General features: G+C 75.0%; 14 protein-coding genes. 11 read left to right on the top strand and 3 right to left on the bottom strand.

The features are described 5' to 3' along the window. Positions 1 to 105: 105 nt before the first annotated feature. From J5Y05_RS07810 to J5Y05_RS07765, 10 genes are all read left to right on the top strand, one after another. Positions 106 to 633 (top strand): hypothetical protein, encoded by a 528-nt coding sequence (locus tag J5Y05_RS07810; RefSeq protein WP_210869399.1) that lies wholly within the window; start codon positions 106 to 108, stop codon positions 631 to 633. 404 nt (positions 634 to 1,037) lie between these two features. Further along, positions 1,038 to 3,170, top strand: coding sequence for a hypothetical protein (locus J5Y05_RS07805; protein WP_210869397.1), 2,133 nt, complete (start codon positions 1,038 to 1,040; stop codon positions 3,168 to 3,170). A 75-nt stretch (positions 3,171 to 3,245) separates the two neighbouring features. Then, a complete protein-coding gene (gene pelF, locus J5Y05_RS07800; protein ID WP_210869396.1) occupies positions 3,246 to 4,763 on the top strand; it encodes a GT4 family glycosyltransferase PelF in 1,518 nt (505 codons plus the stop codon). Next, the gene (locus tag J5Y05_RS07795) at positions 4,760 to 6,130 is read left to right on the top strand and encodes a hypothetical protein (protein ID WP_210869394.1); all 1,371 of its coding nucleotides are present in this window, start codon (positions 4,760 to 4,762) and stop codon (positions 6,128 to 6,130) included. Before pelF ends, J5Y05_RS07795 begins: the two co-directional genes overlap by 4 nt. Before the next feature lie 78 nt (positions 6,131 to 6,208). Continuing rightward, positions 6,209 to 7,210, top strand: coding sequence for an SDR family NAD(P)-dependent oxidoreductase (locus tag J5Y05_RS07790; RefSeq protein ID WP_210869392.1), 1,002 nt, complete (start codon positions 6,209 to 6,211; stop codon positions 7,208 to 7,210). Between the two features lie 32 nt (positions 7,211 to 7,242). Continuing rightward, positions 7,243 to 7,956 (top strand): nucleotidyltransferase family protein, encoded by a 714-nt coding sequence (locus tag J5Y05_RS07785; RefSeq protein ID WP_210869390.1) that lies wholly within the window; start codon positions 7,243 to 7,245, stop codon positions 7,954 to 7,956. A 6-nt stretch (positions 7,957 to 7,962) separates the two neighbouring features. Further along, positions 7,963 to 8,886: an NAD-dependent epimerase/dehydratase family protein gene (locus tag J5Y05_RS07780; protein ID WP_210869388.1), complete on the top strand. Its 924-nt coding sequence runs from the start codon at positions 7,963 to 7,965 to the stop codon at positions 8,884 to 8,886. Beyond that, the gene (locus J5Y05_RS07775; RefSeq protein ID WP_210869386.1) at positions 8,883 to 9,542 is read left to right on the top strand and encodes a spherulation-specific family 4 protein; all 660 of its coding nucleotides are present in this window, start codon (positions 8,883 to 8,885) and stop codon (positions 9,540 to 9,542) included. The genes J5Y05_RS07780 and J5Y05_RS07775 overlap by 4 nt, the downstream gene beginning before the upstream one ends. Next, complete coding sequence (locus J5Y05_RS07770) at positions 9,542 to 10,354, top strand: endo alpha-1,4 polygalactosaminidase (protein ID WP_210869384.1); 813 nt, start codon at positions 9,542 to 9,544, stop codon at positions 10,352 to 10,354. Before J5Y05_RS07775 ends, J5Y05_RS07770 begins: the two co-directional genes overlap by 1 nt. Before the next feature lie 48 nt (positions 10,355 to 10,402). Then, positions 10,403 to 10,729 (top strand): antibiotic biosynthesis monooxygenase family protein, encoded by a 327-nt coding sequence (locus tag J5Y05_RS07765; protein WP_210869382.1) that lies wholly within the window; start codon positions 10,403 to 10,405, stop codon positions 10,727 to 10,729. 86 nt (positions 10,730 to 10,815) lie between these two features. Here the strand turns inward: J5Y05_RS07765 and J5Y05_RS07760 are convergent, their stop codons facing one another. The 3 genes from J5Y05_RS07760 to J5Y05_RS07750 form a co-directional block, all read right to left on the bottom strand. Next, complete coding sequence (locus J5Y05_RS07760) at positions 10,816 to 14,190, bottom strand: pyruvate carboxylase (RefSeq protein WP_210869380.1); 3,375 nt, start codon at positions 14,188 to 14,190, stop codon at positions 10,816 to 10,818. 225 nt (positions 14,191 to 14,415) lie between these two features. Next, a complete protein-coding gene (locus J5Y05_RS07755; RefSeq protein WP_210869823.1) occupies positions 14,416 to 15,765 on the bottom strand; it encodes a cellulase family glycosylhydrolase in 1,350 nt (449 codons plus the stop codon). 338 nt (positions 15,766 to 16,103) lie between these two features. Next, a complete protein-coding gene (locus tag J5Y05_RS07750; protein ID WP_210869379.1) occupies positions 16,104 to 16,373 on the bottom strand; it encodes a hypothetical protein in 270 nt (89 codons plus the stop codon). Positions 16,374 to 16,617: 244 nt separating this feature from the next. Here J5Y05_RS07750 and J5Y05_RS07745 point away from each other — a divergent pair, with 244 nt between their 5' ends. After that, a complete protein-coding gene (locus J5Y05_RS07745) occupies positions 16,618 to 17,751 on the top strand; it encodes a DUF475 domain-containing protein (protein WP_210869377.1) in 1,134 nt (377 codons plus the stop codon). Positions 17,752 to 18,035 lie beyond the last annotated feature (284 nt).

The raw sequence follows: 18,035 nt of genomic DNA, 5'->3' as shown, positions 1-18,035 counted from the left end.
CCGGCCACGACTCCTTCACCGGGCGGGCACTTCCGGCCGAAGCGCTCCGCGGGGGGTCCCGGCGGTGCAGACGGGGCGCCGGGGGCCTGCCTAGTCTCCCGGGCCATGCGATCCACACGAACGAGACGCCTCGGTCTCGCCACGCTCATCGCGCTCGCCCTCGCCCTGTTCGGCCTGGCGCCCTCCGCCAGCGCCGCCGGCCCGGAGCAGGCCGAGCTGACCTTCGCCACCGACACGGCCACGACCCTGCCCGGCGGCACGGTGAACCTGTCGATGACGCTCACCAACCACCACAGCCACGACGTCTGGTTCGTGTACCAGACGATCGACCCGACCTGGCTGACCACCCAACGCCCCGACCTCGCGTACGCGTTCACCGGATGCGCGCTGACCACGGCCGGGGGCGCCGTCCCGTGCTCGGGCACCGGGCCCGCCGACCTCGGGGCCAACTACGGCACCACGGTCCCGCCCGGCCAGAGCCGCACCGTCACCCTGACGCTGGAGGTCGCCGAGGACTCCGGCTGCAACGGGAACATCGGCTTCTACTCGTACTACTACGCCGAGTTCGGCGACGGCACCAGTGTCAGCGCCGGGCCGGTGCACACGCCCGAGGTGCGCGTGGTCTGCGCCTGACCGCCCCTCCCGTCTCCGCCTGGGGCGGCCCTGGGTGACCTGATCTCGCACCGGGGCCGGACGGGCGGGCCGTGCGGTCCGTACGGGCGGGCCCCCCGTGCGGACCGCGGCGTTCCGGGCACCGGCCCGGCGGACCTCCGCAGGACACGGGCGTACCGGCGGTTTCCGCCCGCGTACGCCCGCTGTTCGCGGCCGACCGGAACGGTGCGCTTCGGGCCCGAATGGACACCTGTGCTTTTTCGTCAAGTTCCGCAGCAGGCACACAAAAGCTCCACACAGACCTCACCATGTGACACGACGGATACGTCGACGACCGCGCGTCTTTGGGGGGCGGCGGCGTCGGCGAGGGGGTGGGCTCCCACGGGGGCCGGTCCACCCCTGCCCTGGGGGAGGAATTCGACCGCATGAAGCGGACCATGCGCACGGCGGCGCTCGCCGCCGCCGTCCTGCTCGCCACGCTCGTGGCGCCGGCCGGGGCGGCCCACGCCGACGCCCCGGCGCCCCGCGTCGACCTGCGGGTCCTGGTCGTGAGCGACGGCGGGCCCGCCACCGAGGCGATCGCCGCCGAGCTGGAGACCGCGGGCACGCCCTACACGCGGGTCGACCTGGCGGACGCCGGACGGCCCGTGATCGACTCCGGGTTCCTCGCCGGCACGGTGGACGGCCGGCCGCACGCCCGGTTCCAGGCCGTCGTCCTGCCCGACGACAACCCGTTCCCGGCGGGCTCCGCCGAGATGGCGGCCCTCGCCGACTACGAACGGACCTTCGCGGTACCGCAGGTCGACGCCTACACCTACGCCCGTCCGGAGGTCGGGCTCCGGTACGCGGTCGGCGACGGCTGGGCCGGCAGCGTGGACGGCGTCCGCGCCGAGGTGACGCCGGCCGGTCTCGCGGGCCCCTTCGGCTACCTGGCCGGGGAGGTCCCCTTCGAGGACAACTCCCCCGCCGTGGACGAGTCCTACGCCTACCTGTCGGCGCCCGCGCCGGGCGCCGACTTCGTGCCGTACGTGGAGGCGTCCATACCCGGGCGGCCGTCGAAGGGCTCGCTGGTGGGCGAGTACCGGCACGACGGCCGCCGTGAACTCGTGGTCACCTTCGTCTACAACCGACACCAGCGGCAGTTCCGGCTGCTGGCCCGCGGCATCGTGGAGTGGATGACCGACGGGGTGCACCTGGGGGAGGACCGCAACTACCTCGCGGTCCACGTCGACGACGTCCTCGCCGCCGACGACCGCTGGGACACCGAGCTGAACTGCACCCCCGGCGACGTGGACTGCCCGCCGGGCGAGGGCACACCGGACCCGATCCGCATGGTCCCGGCCGACGTCGACCACGCCACCGACTGGCAGGACCGGCGCGGTTTCACCCTCGACCTGGCCTACAACGCCTTCGGCAGCGTCGGCCACCGCGAGGAGAACGGCGGCGCGGACGCCCTCGCCGACAAGTTCGTCGCCGAACGCGACCGGTTCCGCTGGGTCAACCACACCTACACGCACGCCTTCCTCGGCTGCCGCCAGGACACCAGCGTGGTCCCATGGACCTGCGCGACCCTCCCGGGCGGCGGCACCGACTGGGTCGGCGAGGACGAGATCTCCGACGAGATCGCCACCAACCGCGCCTGGGGCCATGCGGCCCAACTGCCCCTGCGCGACGACGAACTGGTCACCGGTGAGCACTCCGGCCTGCGGATCTCCCCGCAGCAGCCCGAGGACAACCCGCATCTGGGCCCCGCCCTCACCGGCAACGGCATCGCCTGGCTCGCCTCGGACCACTCGCGCGACCCCGCCCAGCGCCGGGTCGGCAGCGCCACCACGGTCTCCCGCTACCCGATGAACGTCTTCTACAACGCCGGCCGGGCCGCCGAACAGGTCGACGAGTACAACTGGATCTACACCAGCCGCGCCCAGGGCGGCAGCGGCATCTGCGAGGACAACCCGGCCACCACCACCTGCCTGCCCGAGCCGCTGGACACCGCCACCGGCTACGCGGAGCACATCGTGCCGCTGGAGACGCGCATCGCGCTCGGGCACGTCCTCGCCAACGATCCGCGGCCCCACTTCATCCACCAGTCGAACCTGGCCGAGGAGCGCATCGCCTACCCGGTCCTCGACGGCGTCCTCGACTCCTACGAGGACCTGTTCGCCGCCGGCACCCCCGTGGTGAACCTGCGCATGGCCGACATCGGCACCGAGCTGAGCCGCCGCGCCGCGTGGCGGACCGCGCTCGACGCCGGGCAGGTCACCGCGTACCGGATCGGCACCTCGGTCACCGTCGAGACGCCCGGCGGCCTCGCCGTCCCGGCGACCGTGCCCACGGGCACCCTGCACGGCACCACCGCCTACGGGAGCGCCTACGCCGGCGCCCGCTCCGGCTGGGCCACCTCCGGCGGCACCCTCACGCTGGCCCTGCCCGCCCCGGCCACCGCGCCGGACGTCGCCGCGCCGGGCGGCAGCAGGCACGCGCCGACGGCGCCCGCGCCGCGCACCCGCGTCCCGCGCGCGGTGAGCGCGCCGGCGCCGCAGGGCCCGGCGGGCTGAGCCGCACCGGCGATCCCGCGTACCGGCCGGGCCCGACGGGGCCCGGCCACCCCTCCTCGGCCGTGGAGCCCATCGATGCACCCTCCCCACGGCGCGCGGCACCGCGACGCGCCGCGTGTCACCCTGCTCACCGAAGGCACCTATCCGCACAGTCACGGCGGCGTCAGCGTCTGGTGCGACCAACTCGTCGGCGGCATGAGCAACGTCGACTTCACCGTGCTCGCGGTCACCGGCACCGGCCGCGAACCCCTCGTCTGGGACCTCCCGCCGCACGTCCTGCACGTGCGCACGGTGCCGCTGTGGGGGCCCGCGCCGCCGGGCCGCGCGCCCCGGGGACGCGAGCGGCACCGGCTCGCCGCGGCATACGAGCGGTTCCTCGCCGCCCTGCTCGATCCGCGCGCCGAGGACGGCTTCGGCCCGGCGCTGTACCGGCTGGCGCACGCCGCGGCGGACGGCCGGCTCGGCCCGTTCCTGCGCGGGGACCGGGCGATCACCGTCCTGACCTCGGTGTGGAACCGGCCCGGACCGGTCCGCGAGGCCCGGCCCACCCTGCACGACGCGGTCACCGCGACCGGGCTGCTGGAGCACGCCCTGCGCCCGCTGGCCGCGCCGGGTCCCCGCGACGGCGTGGCACACGCGGTCAGCGGCGGGCTCGCGGCCCTGCCGGGGCTGGTGGCACGGGAGCGGTACGGGGTGCCGCTGCTCCTCACCGAGCACGGCGTCTACCTGCGCGAGCGCTACCTCGGCTACCGCACCGCCGCCTACCGCTGGCCGGTGAAGGCGCTGATGCTGGGCTTCTTCCGGCTGCTGGCCGAGGAGACCTACCGGCGGGCCTCCCTCATCACCCCGGGCAACCGCTACAACCGGCTGTGGGAGGAGCGCGGCGGCGCGGCCCCGGAGGCGATCCGCACCGTCTACAACGGGGTGGACCCGGCCGCCTTCCCGCCCGCCGGGCCCGAGCCGGGCGGGCCGGTGCTGAGCTGGGCCGGGCGAGTCGACCCGATCAAGGACTTGGAGACCCTGATCCGGGCCTTCGCCCTGGTCCGGGCCGAACTCCCCACCGCCAGGCTGCGGTTGTTCGGCGGCACCCCGCGCGGCGGGGAGGCGTACCGGGAGCGGTGCCGGGCGCTGGCGGCGGAGCTGGGGCACGGGGAGGCGGTCGTCTTCGAGGGCCGGGTGGAGGACATCCGGGACGCGTACGCCGCCGGGAGCGTCGTCATGCTCTCCAGCATCAGCGAGGGCTTCCCCTTCACCCTGATCGAGGCCATGTCCTGCGGCCGGGCCACCGTCTCCACGGACGTCGGCGGGGTCCGCGAGGCGGTCGGCGACACCGGCCTGGTGGTGCCGCCGCGCGATCCGGCCGCGATGGCCGCGGCGGCGCTGGAACTGCTGCGCGACGCGGAGCGGCGCCGGGCGATGGGCGAGGCGGCCCGGCTGCGGGTGATCGAGCAGTTCACGCTGCGCCGCACCATCGACACCTTCCGCGCCGTCTACCGGGAGCTGTCGGACCCCGCGACGCCGGCCGCCCCGGGCGCGCGGGTGCCGGGCGTCCGGGCGGCGGGCGGCACGCGGGTGGGGAGCGCGGCCGGATGAGCGGACCCATGGCCCTGGAGCCCGGCGGACCCGGCGGCACCCGGGAGGACACCCTCTCGCTGCGGCTCGCCGACGCGCGCACCCTCACCCTGGCCCTGCCAGGCGCCGGGCCGCGGCAAGAGGCGGTGGACCGGCTGGCGGCGGACCTCGCCGACCGGATCGCGCCCGCCGTCCACCCGTACGAGGTGGCCGCGCTGCTGGAGTCGGAGGGGCTGACCGGGGAGACGGTCCGGGACCGGTACGGCCACCCCGACCTGTTCTCCCTCGCCGCGGCGCTCTTCGCCTCCGTGCCGCGCGCCCACCCCGAGCCGCCGCGCCCCGCCGACCCGTGGCGACCCGACCACGTGCGCTGCGCGTTGCGCGGGGCGCTGTTCGCGCTGCCCGGACTGGGCTACGCGCTGGCCGGCCGGCTGCTGCCTCCCGACGGCGCGCTGCGGGCGCTGGTGGCGGCCGGGCTCGTCTCCTGGGCGTGGAACCAGGCGCTGGGCCACCGCGCCCACCTGCGTCTGGCGGCCGGGCGCCGGGAGGCGGGCCGCACGCTGCTGAAGGGGGCTCCGCTCGGGGCCGTCGCGGCCGGCTCCGCCGGGGCCCTGCTCGCCGGGCCGGGCCCGGTCGCGGCCGCGGTGGCGGTCCAGTCGGCGTACCTCGCGGCGGCCGGGGTGCTGCTGGTCCTGGGCCGGGAGCGGCTGCTGCTGGCGGCGCTGGTCCCGGTGGCCGCCGGTGCCGCCGTGCTGCCCTGGTGGGAGCCGGGGACCCTGGTGCGGGCGGGGCTGCCGCCGCTGTCGTCGGCCGGCGCGGTCGCCGCCGCGCTCTGGGCGCTGCGCGGCGCGCTCGCTGCGCCGCCGGCGCCGGGCGCGGTCCGGCCGCGTCCGCTGCCGTCGCTGCCGTACGGGCTCTTCGGGCTGGCCGCCGGGGTGCTGGTACTACTGGCGGGACGTCACCAGCCCTGGTCGGTGGTGGTGCTGACGGTGAGCATGGGCCCGGCCGAGTGGCTGCTGTACCGGTGCCGGGGGCTGACGGTGGCCGCGCTCCGGGCCACCCGTACCGCCGCCGGGTTCCGGCTGCGCGCGGGCGCCGTCCTCGCCGGCTGCCTGCTCTGCTACGTGGGCCCGCTGGTGCCCGCGGCGCTGCTGACCGGCGCCGATCCCCTCGTCCTGGCGGCGCTCGCGGCGACCCTGTGGACCGCGCTGCTGCTCCAGGCGTTCGGGGTGGCCTGGCCGCCGGCCCTGCTCTGTCTGGCGGTGGCCGGCGCCGTCGCGTGGGCGGGCTCCGACCCGGGCGTGCTCGCCGCCGGCTGCGCGGTGGCCGCGCTCTGTCTCACGGGGTGCGCGCTGTGGCTGCTGGGGCGGCCCTCCGCCCATGCCTGACCCCGCCGGACACCGCCGTCCGGCACCCCGTCACCGACCCGCGCGGACCGCCGCGCGCCCGACCGGAAGGACCCCCGCGTGACCACCGCACCGCTCGCCGCCGTCACCGGAGCCGAGGGCTTCATCGGCTCCCACCTCACCGAGGCGCTGGTCGCCTCGGGGCACCGGGTGAGGGCCATGGCCCAGTACAACTCCTTCTCCTCCTACGGCTGGCTGGAGACCCTCCCCGGGGACGTCCTGGACCAGGTCGAGATCGTCCTCGGGGACGTCCGCGACCCCGGCTCGGTCCGGCAGTTCGCCGAGGGCGCCGACTGCGTCTACCACCTGGCCGCCCTCATCGCCATCCCGTACTCCTACCGGGCCCCGCACAGCTACGTGGACACCAACGTCACCGGCACGCTGAACGTGCTGGAGGCCGTGCGCGCCCTCGGCACGCCCCGGCTGGTGCACACCTCCACCAGCGAGACCTACGGCACCGCGCGGACCGTGCCGATCACCGAGGACCACCCGGTCCAGACCCAGTCGCCGTACGCGGCGTCCAAGGCGGGCGGGGACCGGCTCGCCGACTCCTACCACGCCAGTTTCGCCACCCCCGTGGTGACGCTGCGCCCCTTCAACACCTACGGCCCCCGGCAGTCGATGCGGGCCGTGATCCCCACCGTGATCGGCCAGGTCGCCGCCGGGGAGCGCGTCCTGACCCTGGGGGACCTGCGCCCGACCCGCGACTTCACCTACGCCGCGGACACCGCGCGGGCGTTCCTCGCGGTCGGCACGGCGCCGGCCGAGCGGGTGGTGGGCCGCACCTTCAACGCCGGGACCGGCGGCGAGATCTCCGTCGGGGACCTGGTGGCGCTGATCGGCAAGGTGATGGGCACCGCGCTCGACGTACGGGAGGACCCCGAGCGGCTGCGGCCCGCCGCCTCCGAGGTGATGCGGCTGGTCGCGGACGCGAGCCGGCTGCGGGAGGCGACCGGGTGGCGGCCGGCGCACGATCTGGAGGAGGGCCTCGCCCACACGGTGGAGTTCTTCCGCGACCCGGCCAACCTCGCCCGGTACAAGACCGGCATCTACAACATCTGACCACGACCGGCACGTCCACCGAGGGGAAACCCATGCACGCAGTGATCCTGGCCGGAGGCAAGGGCGTCCGGCTGCGGCCCTACACCACCGCGCTGCCCAAGCCGCTGGTGCCCATCGGCGACCAGCACGCGATCCTGGAGATCGTGCTGCGCCAGCTCGCCGGGGCCGGATTCACCGGTTGCACGCTCGCCATCGGCCATCTCGGGGAGATCATCCGCGCCTACGTCGGCGACGGCTCCCAGTGGGGCCTGACCGTCGACTACGCCGTGGAGGAGAGCCCGCTGGGCACGATGGGGCCGCTGCTGACGATGCGCGAGCGGCTGCCGGAGTCCTTCCTGGTGATGAACGGCGACATCCTCACCGACCTCGACTACGCCGACGTGCTGCGCCGCCACCGCGCGGCCGGCGCCCCGCTGACCATCGCCACCTACGCGCGCCGGGTCCACATCGACTTCGGGGTGCTCACCACCGACGCGAACCGGGTGGTGGACTTCACCGAGAAACCCAGCCTGGACTACCGGGTCTCGATGGGCGTGTACGGGCTCTCCCGCGCGACCCTGGAGGGGTACACGGCCGGGCTGCCCCTCGGCTTCGACGAACTGGTGCTGGACCTGCTGCGGGCCGGTGATCCGCCGTACGCCTACGCCTTCGACGGGTACTGGCTCGACATCGGCCGGCCCGACGACTACGACCGGGCCAACGCCGAGTTCACCAGCCGCAAGTCCCTGCTGCTCAAGGGGGCCTGAGCCGGTATGCGCATCCTCGTCCTGGGCGCCGGCGGCCATCTCGGCGGCCACGTCGCCGAGCGGCTCGGCTCCCTGCCGGGCACCCGGGTCCTCACCGGGGGCCGCTCCGCGGGCTGCGACGTCCGCGTCGACCTCGCCGCCGGCTCCCCCGCGCTGCTCGCGCAGGCGCTGGCGACGGCGGCGCCGGACGCCGTCGTCAACTGCGCGGGCGCCACCGGGGGCGATCCGGTGACGCTCGCCGAGGCCAACGCCCGCGGCCCGGCCGCCCTGTGCGCGGCCCTCGGCCGGGCCCTGCCCGCGGCCCGGCTGGTCCACCTCGGCTCCGCCGCCGAGTACGGTCCGGGCGCCCCGGGCGAGCGCACCCCCGAGTCGGCGCCGACCCGCCCGCTCGCCCCGTACGGGGCGACGAAGCTGGCCGGCACGGTCGCGGTGACCTCCTCGGGCCTGGACGCGGTGGTCCTGCGGGTGGGCAACCCGGTGGGGCCGGGCTCACCGCGCTCCGGGCTGCCGGGCCGGGTCGCGGCGCTGCTGCGGGAGGCGGGCGACGGCCCGGACGCGGTGGTGCGGCTCGGCGACCTGTCGGCCTACCGGGACTTCGTCGACGTACGGGACGTGGCCCGCGCGGTGGAAGGGGCGGTGACCGCGCCCGGCCCGCTGCCGCCCGTCCTCAACGTCGGCGGCGGGCGGGCCGTGCGCGTCCGCACCCTGGTCCGGGCGCTCGCCGGCACCGCGGGCTTCGCCGGGCGCGTGGAGGAGAGCGGGGCCGGCTCCGCCCGCTCGGAGCGGGTCTCCTGGCAGTGCTCCGACATCCGGGCCGCCCGCGACGCGCTCGGCTGGCGGCCCGCGTACGGACTGCACGACTCGCTGGCCGCCCTGTGGGCCGCCGTCCCGCCCGTCCCGACCGCACCCCGAGGCGAGGCCGCGCCGTGAGCCTGCTGATCCCGCTCTACGTCCACCCGGCCGAGGACCCGGGCGCCTGGCACCGGCTGATCCGGGCCGCCGACCGCACCTACGCGGTGGTGCTCAACCCGGCGAGCGGTCCCGGCCCGGAGCCCGATCCGGCCTTCGCCGCGGCGGCCGGGGCGCTGCGCTCGGCCGGCGCCCGGCTGCTCGGCTACGTCGACACCGACTACGGCACGCGCCCGGCGGCGGACATCGCCGAGGACGCCCGCCGGCACCGGGACTGGTACGCGGCCGACGGCTGCTTCCTGGACCGGGTGAGCGCCGCCGCGGCCGGACTGCCCGCCTGCCGGGCGCTGGTGCGCGCGCTGCGCCGGCGGGGCACCGCGCCGGTGGTGCTGAACCCTGGCGTCCATCCGGCGCCGGGGTACGCCCGGATCGCCGACCTCCTCGTCACCTTCGAGGGCCCGTGGTCCGCCTACGTGTCGGCGTTCAGCAGACCGGCGTGGACGCTGCGCCATCCGCCGGAGCGGTTCTGCCACCTGGTGTACGGGGTGCCCGCCGCGCTGACCCCGCTCGCGGTGCGCACGGCCCGCGAGCGGGGGGCCGCGGTGTCGGGTCCGGTGACCGGTGAGCCGCCCAATCCGTGGGCGGCCCTCTCCCCCGCGCTGGCCGGGGAGCGGTGATGGCGCGCGGGAGGTGGGCGGCGGCGGCCGTGCTGGCGGTCGCGGTGGTGGCCGGGTGCTCGGGGCCGGGGCCCGGGGACGGCGCGCGGGAGACGGGCTCCGGCGGCGGTGCGGGGCGGTGGCGGCCCCGCCCCGGGTCGGCGTGGCAGTGGCAGCTCGACGGCAGGGTCGATCCCTCCGCCGACGTGCCCGTCTACGACATCGACGGCTTCGAGAACAGCGCGGCGGACGTGGCCCGGCTGCACCGCGACGGCCGCAAGGTGATCTGTTACGTCAACGTCGGCGCCTGGGAGGAGTTCCGGCCGGACCGGGAGGACTTCCCCGGCTCGGTGCTGGGCCGGGCCAACGGCTGGGACGGGGAGCGCTGGCTCGACATCCGCCGGATCGACGTCCTTCGGCCGATCATGGAGCGGCGTTTCGACATGTGCCGGGACAAGGGCTTCGACGCGGTCGAACCGGATCTGGTGGACGCCTACGACGAGGACACCGGCTTCCCGCTGACCGCCGGGGACCAGCTCGCCTACAACCGGATGATCGCCCGGATCGCCCACGAGCGCGGGCTCGCGGTCGGCCTCAAGAACGACCTGCCGCAGATCCCCCAGTTGGTCGCCGACTTCGACTTCGCCGTCAACGAGCAGTGCGCCGAGTTCGGCGAGTGCGAGCGGCTCACGCCGTTCGTCGAGGCGGGCAAGGCGGTCTTCCACGTGGAGTACAGCGAGCGCCCCGGCGATTTCTGCGCGCAGTCGCGCCGGCTGCGGCTCTCCTCGATGGTCAAGGAACCGGAGCTGGGGGTGTGGCGCGAGCCGTGCTGAGCACGGGGTGCGGGCGAGCCGCCGCGGGCGGTGGTGCAGGATGGGGACATGAGCGTAGTCAAGATCAACGTACTGACCGTTCCGGCCGAGCAGCGCGAGACGCTGGAGAAGCGCTTCGCCTCCCGCGCCCACGCGGTGGAGAACTCCGACGGCTTCGAGTGGTTCGAGCTGCTGCGCCCCCTGGAGGGCACCGACACCTACCTCGTCTACACCCGCTGGCGTGACGAGGCGTCCTTCACGGCCTGGATGGAGGGCCCGATGCGCTCCTCGCACCAGGGCGGCGGGGAGGGCGCCGAGCGTCCGAAGCCGGCGGCGAGCGGATCGACGCTGTGGTCCTTCGAGGTCGTGCAGCAGGCGGGCCCGGCCGGCGCCTGAGCGGCGCCGGTCCGGTACCCGGGCGGACGGTGCGGGGAGGAGCGCCCCTCCCCGCACCCACGTGCCCGACCGGACGGCTGTGCGCCCTAGTCGAGCCGGACCAGGAGGTCGCCGCCCTCGACCTGCTGGACGCGGTTGATGGCGAGCCGGGCCACCGTGCCGGCCTTCGGCGCGGTGATCGCGGCCTCCATCTTCATCGCCTCGATGGTGGCCACCGTGGCGCCGGCCTCGACCCGGTCGCCCTCGGCGACGGCGAGGGTCACCACGCCCGCGAACGGCGCCGCGACCTGCCCGGGGTCGGACCGGTCGGCCTTCTCGGTGGCCGGCACCTCGGAGGCCGCCGCCCGGTCGCGGACCTGGATGGGCCGCAACTGGCCGTTGAGGGACGACATCACCGTGCGCATGCCGCGCTCGTCGGCGTCGCCGACGGCCTGCAACTCGATCAGCAGCCGCACGCCCGGGTCGAGGTCGACCGTGTACTCGGTGCCGGGGCGCAGCCCGTAGAAGAAGTCCTTGCTGTCCAGGACGCTGGTGTCGCCGTAGCTGCCCCGGTGGGAGGCGAACTCGCGGGCCGGGCCGGGGAAGAGCAGCCGGTTGAGCGTGGCCCGGCGGTCCTTGGCGAGCCCGGCGCGGTCGTCGGCGCTCAGCTCGGGTACCGGCTTGGCCTCGCCGCGTCCGCGCAGCGCCTTGGTGCGGAACGGCTCGGGCCAGCCGCCCGGCGGGGTGCCCAGTTCACCGCGGAGGAAGCCGACCACCGAGTCGGGGATGTCGAACCGGTCCGGCGACTCCTCGAAGTCCGCGGGCGCGACCCCGGCGCCGACCAGGTGCAGCGCGAGGTCGCCGACGACCTTCGAGGAGGGGGTGACCTTCACCAGCCGGCCGAGCATGCGGTCGGCGGCGGCGTACATCGCCTCGATCTCCTCGAACCGGTCGCCGAGGCCGAGGGCGATGGCCTGGGTGCGCAGGTTGGAGAGCTGCCCGCCGGGGATCTCGTGGTGGTAGACGCGGCCGGTGGGCGCGGCGAGCCCGGCCTCGAAGGGGGCGTAGACCTTGCGGACGCTCTCCCAGTACGGCTCCAGGTCGCCGACGGCCTGGAGGTCGAGCCCGGTGGGCCGGGCGGTGTGGTCGGTGGCGGCCACGATCGCCGACAGGGAGGGCTGGGAGGTGGTGCCGGCCATGGAGGCCACGGCCCCGTCGACGGCGTCCGCGCCGGCCTGCACGGCGGCGAGGTAGGTGGCGAGCTGTCCGCCGGTGGTGTCGTGGGTGTGCAGGTGCACGGGGAGGTCGAACTCGCGGCGCAGCGCGGACACGAGCGTCGCCGCGGCCGGTGCCCGCAGCAGGCCGGCCATGTCCTTGACGGCGAGGACGTGCGCGCCCGCCTCGACGATCCGCTCGGCCAGGCGCAGGTAGTAGTCGAGGGTGTAGAGCCGCTCGCCGGGGTCGGAGAGGTCGGCGGTGTAGCACAGGGCCACCTCGGCGACGGCGGTCCCGGTCTGCCGTACGGCGTCGATGGCGGGCCGCATCTGGCCGACGTCGTTGAGGGCGTCGAAGATGCGGAAGATGTCGATGCCGGTGGCCGCGGCCTCCTCGACGAAGGCGTCGGTGACCTCGGTGGGGTACGGGGTGTAGCCCACGGTGTTCCGGCCGCGCAGCAGCATCTGGAGGCAGATGTTGGGCACCGCCTCGCGCAGGGCGGCCAGCCGCTCCCACGGGTCCTCCGCGAGGAAGCGCAGGGCGACGTCGTAGGTGGCGCCGCCCCAGCACTCCAGCGAGAGCAGTTGCGGCAGGGTGTGGGCGACCGTGGGGGCGACGGCGAGCAGGTCCTTGGTGCGGACCCGGGTGGCGAGCAGCGACTGGTGGGCGTCGCGGAAGGTGGTGTCGGTGACGCCGATGGTGGGCGATTCGCGCAGCCACCGGGCGAAGCCCTCGGGGCCGAGTTCGGCCAGCCGCTGCCGGGAGCCGGCCGGCGGGGTGCCCTCCGGCGGGGCGGCCAGCTTGGTCAGCGGGTCGATCAGCGCGGGCCGCTCGCCGTGCGGCTTGTTGACGGTGACGTCGGCGAGGTAGGTGAGGAGCTTGGTGCCGCGGTCGGCGGAGTGCCGGGCGGTCAGCAGGTGCGGGCGCTGTTCGATGAACGAGGTGGTGACCTGGCCGGCCCGGAAGTCGGGGTCGTCCAGCACGGCCTGGAGGAACGGGATGTTGGTGGCGACGCCGCGGATGCGGAACTCGGCGACCGCGCGCCGGGCCCGGCTGACCGCGGCGGCGAAGTCCCGGCCCCGGCAGGTCAGCTTGACCAGCATCGAGTCGAAGTGGGCGCTGATCTCGGTGCCGGCGTGGGTGGTGCCGCCGTCGAGCCGGATGCCGGAGCCGCCCGGGGAACGGTACGCGCTGATGCGGCCGGTGTCGGGGCGGAAGCCGTTGGCGGGGTCCTCGGTGGTGATGCGGCACTGGAGGGCGGCGCCGCGCAGGGTGATGTTCTCCTGGGCGAGGCCGAGGTCCGCGAGGGTCTGACCGGCGGCGATGCGCAGTTGGGCCTGGACGAGGTCGACGTCGGTGACCTCCTCGGTCACCGTGTGCTCGACCTGGATGCGCGGGTTCATCTCGATGAAGACGTGCCGGCCCGCGCGGTCGACGAGGAACTCGACGGTGCCGGCGTTGCGGTAGCCGATCTGCCGGGCGAAGCGGACGGCGTCGGCGCAGATCCGGTCGCGCAGCTCCGGGTCGAGGTTGGGGGCGGGCGCCAGCTCGATCACCTTCTGGTGCCGGCGCTGCACCGAGCAGTCCCGCTCGTAGAGGTGGATCACGTCGCCCTGCCCGTCGGCGAGGATCTGCACCTCGATGTGGCGGGGTTCGACGACGGCCTTCTCCAGGAAGACGGTCGGGTCGCCGAAGGCGGAGGCGGCCTCCCGCGAGGCGGCCTCGACGGCCTCCCGGAGCTGGGCGGGCTCCTCGACGCGGCGCATGCCGCGCCCGCCGCCTCCCGCGACCGCCTTGACGAAGACGGGGAAGCCGATGTCGTCGGCGGCGCGCACGAGTTCGTCGACGTCGGTGGAGGGCGCCGAGGAGCCGAGGACGGGGACGCCGGCCTCGCGGGCGGCGGCGACGGCGCGGGCCTTGTTGCCGGTCAGTTCCAGGATCTGGGCGCTGGGGCCGACGAAGGTGATGCCGGCCGCCTCGCAGGCCCGTGCCAGTTCCGGGTTCTCCGAGAGGAATCCGTACCCCGGGTAGACGGCGTCGGCTCCCGCGCGCCGGGCCGCCGCGACGATCTCGTCCACGGAGAGGTAGGCGCGCACGGGGTGCCCGGGTTCGCCGATCTCGTACGCCTCGTCGGCCTTGAGCCGGTGCAGCGAGTTGCGGTCCTCGTGCGGGAAGACGGCGACGGTCCGGGCGCCGAGTTCGTAACCCGCGCGGAACGCCCGGATCGCGATCTCACCGCGGTTGGCGACGAGCACCTTGCGGAACATTGATTGATCCCTTCAGCCCTGCCGGTGACGAAAGACCATGGTGTCGGTGGTGTCCCCGGTGCGCCATGTGAGCCGGACCACTCCCGGCCCGCCGGGTCCGCTGTCCTACGGTTACCCGGCGGGCGTCCTTCCGTCCCCTCCCGGCAACCTCCCGGCCGCCATGTGCGCGGGCCGGGGGACCGGAAAAAGGGGGGGGCGAGGGGGGCGGGAGTGGTGCGGGCGGGATCAGGTGGTGGCGCAGGCGGTGCCGTCGAGGGTGAAGGCGGCCGGCGCGGTGTTGGCGGTGCCCTTGGCGGCGGTGAAGCCGAGGGAGACCGAGCCGCCGGCGGGGATGGTGGCCGTGTAGGGGGCGGGGGTGACGCGGACGGCGGCGCCGTTCTGGGAGGGGGTGCCGCCCCACAGGTTGGTGAGGGTCTGTCCGTCGGGGAAGGCGAAGGCGAGCGTCCAGGAGTGGAGGGGCGCGGTGCCGGTGTTGCGGAGGGTGATCTCGCCCTGGAAGCCGCCGGGCCACTCCCCCACGATCCGGTAGGCGACGGAGCAGGCGGCGGCGGGGGTGCCCGGGGTGCCGGGGTCGCCGTAGACGGTGGCCTCGCGGGAGGTCGCGGCGATGCCGTCGGGGCCGTGGAAGACGCGCTCGCCCCAGGCGCTGAGGCGGCCGGGGTCGAAGCCGGTGGCCAGGTCGAGGACCGGGTCGGTGTTGCCGCTCCAGGACCAGGCGAGCCAGCCGAGCCCGCGCCGCTGGGCGGCGGTGATCATGGTGTTCTCGTCCGGGTCGCCGTACTGGTCGGCGGGGCCGCCGAACTCGCCGATGACGAGGGGCAGTCCGGCGGCGACGAAGGTGTCGAGGTAGTCGGTGACCTTCTGGGCGGTGTCGAAGACGCTGTACATGTGGATCGAGAAGATCAGGTTGCCGGTGGGGTCGGCGTCGCGGACGGTGCGAGCCTGGGCCTTCATGACGCCCTGCCAGTCCTGGCCCCAGTTGGGCGCGTCGACCATGAGCGTGTGGGCGAGACCGGCGGCGCGCAGTTTCCGGACGGCGGCGAGGGTCGGGGCGGTCCATCCGGCGGGGTCGGTGTTGCCCCAGGGCTCGTTGCCGATGTTGACGATGACGTGGCCCTCCTGGCCGGCGAGGACGTCCTTGAGGCCGATCCAGTAGTCGGCGGCGTGGTCGAGGGTGCCGGCGGCGCCGTCCTCGCCGTATCCGGTCGTGTCGTGCACCTCCAGGACGCAGATCAGCCGGTTGGCCTTGCAGCGCTCGATGACGGCGGCGACGTCGGCCGGGGTGTCGCGGGTCCAGCGGTGCCCGTCGGAGAGGACGACGCGGACGGTGTTGGCGCCGAGCGCCTTGATGTCGGCGAAGGACCCGGTCCGGCCGGGGTACCAGGTGTGGGCGTGGTTGACGCCGCGCATGACGAAGTCGTTGCCGTTGCCCTCCAGCAGCCGGCCCCCGCTGATGTGCAGCCCGGGGGCGGCGGCGGGGGGCGCGGCCTCCCGGGCGCTCGCCCCGGCCGGGCACAGGGCCCCGGCGAGGACGAGCCCGACCAGGGCGGCGAGGCCGGCCGTCAGGCGGGCCAGGGGGTTCCGCCGCGGGGCGCGCGCCGCGGAGGGCCGGGGGGTCTCGGGGGTCTCGCGGGTCCGGGGGGTCTCGGAGGTCTGGGTTTTCCCGGGGTTCTCGGCTGTTTCACGTGCATCACGTCCGGTGGTTCGCACGGCGGCTCCAGAGAGAGGGAGGAGGAGCTACGGGGGCGCCTCGGGGTGCTCCCGGCAGAGGCATGGGAGCGCTCCCATAGCATCGGTGCGCCGTGCGCATGTCAAGGTGTGGTCCCGGCCGTCCTTCGCCCCCGCCCTTCTCCTCCCCGTCCGTGGCCCCTTGGACCGCGCACGCGAGCCGGGCGGACCGCGCGCCGGTGTGCCTACGGAAGGTCGCCGCGCCAGTCGAAGCGGCGGGCGTCGCCCGGCCGGGGCACGTAGAGCGCCGAGCCGCCGGGACCGTAGCGGCCCAGCTCCGTCGCCAGGGCCACCCCGCGCCCGGAATCCCGGGCGGGGCCGTCGCCGCCGAGGTCCAGGAGCAGGCCGTCCAGCGGTCCGCCGACCAACTGGGCGTAGTCGCGTCCGGCGCGCGGGCCCGGGTCCTCGTGGTCGGCGCCGTAGACCCGCCCCCGCATGAACTCCTCCTCATCCATGCCCCGCACTCTCGCACCCGCCACTGACAACGGGCGCCGCCTGCGGACCCGGACGCCCGGCGCGGCGGGCGGCCCACTCGGCCCGGCCGGTGACGGCGTCGCGCCCCTCGAAGGTGGTGCGATCACACGACCGGAAAGCGCCGCCCCGAGGGTGCGGCGCGGAGGCAGGGGCGTGATAGACAACGGTGGTGGGCGCCGGGCAGGGGGCCCGCGCGGCCGACGTGACGACAGGAATGGGCTGCCCGTGCTGCTGAGGACGTTCCGCTGGGCCTTCGCCGTCACCGCGCTCGGCCTGGTCGCGGCGGTCTTCTACGGGGGGTGGGCCGCGCTCGGCGTGGTGGCCATCCTCTCCGTGCTGGAGATCTCGCTGTCGTTCGACAACGCGGTGGTCAACGCCGGGGTCCTGAAGAAGATGAACGCCTTCTGGCAGAAGATCTTCCTCACCATCGGCATCCTCATCGCCGTCTTCGGCATGCGGCTGGTCTTCCCGGTGGTCATCGTGGCGGTCACCGCCCGGCTGGGTCCCTGGGAGGCGGTGCACCTCGCGCTGACCGACAAGGACCGCTATCAGGAGCTGGTGACCGACGCGCATCCGGCGATCGCGGCGTTCGGCGGCATGTTCCTGCTGATGATCTTCCTGAACTTCGTCTTCGAGGACCGGGACGTCAAGTGGCTGGCCCGGCTGGAACGTCCGCTGGCCAAGCTGGGCAGGGTCGACATGCTGTCGGTCTGCGTGGCGCTGGTCGTGCTGCTGGTCTCGGCGATGACCTTCGCCGCCAACGCCCACCAGCACGGCGGGGCCACGGTCGACAAGGCCGAGACCGTCCTGACCGCGGGTGTGGCCGGTCTGATCACCTACATGATCGTCGGGGGGCTCTCCGGGTACTTCGAGGACAAGCTCGAAGAGGAGGAGGAACGCGAGCACGAGGCCGAGGAGGCCGCCGAGCGCTCGGGCAAGCCGCGTTCGGCCGTCGCCCTGGCCGGCAAGGCCGCCTTCTTCATGTTCCTGTACCTGGAGGTGCTGGACGCCTCCTTCTCCTTCGATGGCGTGATCGGCGCCTTCGCCATCACCAACGACATCGTCCTGATGGCGCTCGGCCTGGGCATCGGCGCGATGTACGTGCGGTCGCTCACCGTCTACCTGGTCCGCCAGGGCACCCTGGACGACTACGTCTACCTGGAGCACGGCGCCCACTACGCCATCGGCGCCCTCGCCGTGATCCTCCTGGTGACCATCCAGTACCAGATCAACGAGATCATCACGGGCCTGGTCGGCGTCGTCCTCATCGGCTGGTCCTTCTGGTCCTCCGTGCGCCGCAACCGCGCCCTCGCCGACGCCGAACAGGCGGGCGACGCCGGCGGCGGCGAACAGGCGTAGGGCCGGCCGGGGAGAGCCCCCGCCCGGCCGGCCCGGGAACGGTCCCCGCCCCACCGGCCGCCCCGGGCACGGCTCCTCTCCCCGCACATCCGTCCCGCCCGGATACGCAAGTACGCACATCCGGCCGTCGGCGCGGGGTGCCGCTCGGGCGCCCGGCGCCTCGCGGCACCGTCCCCGCGCCCCCCTTCACCGGCCCGTCCCGGGGCAAACCGCGCCACACCACCCCGACCCCCCTCCCCTTGGTTGCGTGTTCATGTCAGATTTGTTGACGGCCTTACAACTCC

The sequence above is a fragment of the Streptomyces tagetis genome (assembly GCF_018069565.1).
In the GTDB taxonomy this organism is placed as follows: domain Bacteria; phylum Actinomycetota; class Actinomycetes; order Streptomycetales; family Streptomycetaceae; genus Streptomyces; species Streptomyces tagetis.
Note: the sequence above shows the minus strand (reverse complement) of the source record. Positions and strands in the feature narration are given on the sequence as shown.